The organism is Bacteroides sp. HPS0048 (genome assembly GCF_964240755.1).
GTDB classification, from domain to species: domain Bacteria; phylum Bacteroidota; class Bacteroidia; order Bacteroidales; family Bacteroidaceae; genus Bacteroides; species Bacteroides nordii.
This window is the reverse complement of record NZ_CAXSVC010000074.1, coordinates 1-1,227: the sequence shown is the minus strand read 5'-3', so window position 1 is coordinate 1,227 and position 1,227 is coordinate 1. Positions and strand designations below refer to the sequence as shown.

1 protein-coding gene is annotated in these 1,227 nt (G+C 41.9%); it reads right to left on the bottom strand.

The annotated features are described in order from the left end of the window. A partial coding sequence (locus ACESQI_RS24080; RefSeq protein WP_373127371.1) for a transposase occupies positions 1-1,227 on the bottom strand: 1,227 nt, incomplete at both ends.

The following is a 1,227-nucleotide window of genomic DNA, read 5'->3' as shown; positions in this document are numbered from 1 at the left end:
ACATGTTCCATCACCATCTTAATTCTTAGCAACTCTAATCCTGCCCTTCCATACATAGTTCGCTTCACTGCCTTTAGTTTGTTAACAAAGCCCTCGGTAATCCCATTGGTAATGTTATACTTGATTGTATTTTTGACGGCTTTATAATCTTTCCTTATTCCCAGTATAAATGTTTTAAGCGTTTGTATCTCTGTATTCCAATATTTTTTCATCCATCTTATTAGATCATATGTTTCTGTGCCTGTAATAATACAATAAAAGGATTTGGTTGCTTCATGCATTTGTCTAAACCAATCAAATTGATACAATGTCTCAATCAGTTCTTCTTCCGACTTATTCATATTTCCTTGATAGATTGATTTGGCAGTGATAGTAGATATCCGCTTGAGAGGTAATATCCTTGCCCTTTCGTCGGTCTGTTTCACTCTTCGGTTGGGTTTGAAATATTTGGATCTAAATCCCCTGTGTCCATCACTCAAGTATCTGTAGTGGGCATAGAATGGGGCCAGACTTCCTTTGAAGCCCATGTTGCAAATCTGGGCATAAAGGGTACTCAGGGGTGTTCCATTTGCAACCCCGTCTTCAATGTGCTTGTCATACAAATGGTAATCGGTCCTGGCTTTGCTGTTTCGCGGAGCAAGTTCTTGCATTCTGCAGAATTTGAGTGCAGTCGGGCGGGCTATTCCCAACTTTTTAGAAATGGCAAAGGGGTTGAATCCCTTGAGCTGCAGTTCTTTCACCTCTTTAAACTTTGTCATGCGGGAATCTGCTTTCGCTTTCTTTGGAGGTATATGGATCATGGCAGTCTGTTTTGGCTGTAAAAGGCAATCGTCCATGGCTTCTTTCTCCCTGATTTTATTGCAGTATGCTGCATAATGCTCGCTTAGGAGCTTGTCCATACATTCGTGTATGTTTTTAATAAGATGGAATTTGTCTGCAACCTCCACAACATGCCGTCCGGTAGACGCAATGGCCGAACTATAACCGGTAGCCCTGTCTCTGCTGACGACATTTACACATGGGTGTTCTTCCATCCATTCGAGGAAACTTTTCGCTTCACGGTCACCCAACAAATCAACCGGATACTTATTTAATAAATCGATAACGATGCTGCCATATGACACGCCTTTGCGCCAAGCCCAATCGTCAACTCCAACTTGTTCAATCTCCTTGTTATCAGGAGGGCAGAGCTGATGTAGGCAACGCAGTATTGTTGATGAACTTAGA